Genomic DNA, 944 nt, shown 5'->3' on the forward strand with positions numbered 1-944 from the left:
TGCTCCAGCAGGCGCGCCTCGATCTCGCCCAGCTCGATGCGCAGGCCGCGCAGCTTCACCTGGTGGTCGATCCGCCCGGCGTACTCGATCACCCCGTCGGCGCGGTAGCGCGCCAGGTCGCCGGTGCGGTACATCCGCTCCCCAGCCACGAACGGGCTGGCGACGAAACGCTCGGCAGTCAGCCCCGGACGCTGGTGGTAGCCACGGGCCAGGCCCCGACCGGCCAGGTACAGCTCGCCGAGCACGCCCACCGGCACCGGCTCCAGGTTGCCATCGAGGATGTAGCAGGCCAGGTTGGCGATCGGCCGGCCGATCGGCACCGCGTCCTTGCCCTCCTCCACGCAGGTCCAGTGGGTGACGTCGATGGCCGCCTCGGTCGGGCCATAGAGGTTATAGAGGCCGGCCTGCGGCAGCTTGGCGAACACCTGCTGCTGGGCGTCCGCCGGCAGCGCCTCGCCGCTGCAAACGATGCGTTTCAGGCTGGTGCAGGAGGCGACGTCTTCGTCCTGCAGGAAGGCCTGCAGCATCGACGGCACGAAGTGCAGCGTGTCGACCCCTTCGCGGTTGATCAGCGCCACCAGCTTCGCCGGATCGCGATGGTCGCCCGGCGCGGCCACCACCAAACGCGCCCCGCTCATCAGCGGCCAGAAGAACTCCCAGACCGACACGTCGAAGCTGAACGGGGTCTTCTGCAACACCGTGTCGCCGACGCCCAGCCCATAGGCCTGCTGCATCCAGCACAAGCGGTTGCTCAGCGCCGAATGGCGGTTGCCGGCGCCCTTGGGCTTGCCGGTGGAGCCGGAGGTGTAGATGACATAGGCGAGGTTCTCGCCATCGAGATGAATATCCGGGTTCGCCTCACTGTAATCCTCGAACCAGGGCGCACCGCGATCCAGGTCGATCCGCTGCACACCTTGCGCCAGCGGCAGCTTCAGGTGCGACTG

General features: G+C 68.2%; 1 protein-coding gene. It reads right to left on the bottom strand.

Annotated elements, in window-relative coordinates; genetic code table 11:
* A partial coding sequence (locus HMPREF2924_RS36555; RefSeq protein ID WP_256567973.1) for an amino acid adenylation domain-containing protein occupies nucleotides 1-944 on the bottom strand: 944 nt, incomplete at both ends.

It is taken from the genome of Pseudomonas sp. HMSC063H08 (assembly GCF_001813645.1).
Taxonomy (GTDB): Bacteria; Pseudomonadota; Gammaproteobacteria; order Pseudomonadales; family Pseudomonadaceae; genus Pseudomonas; species Pseudomonas aeruginosa.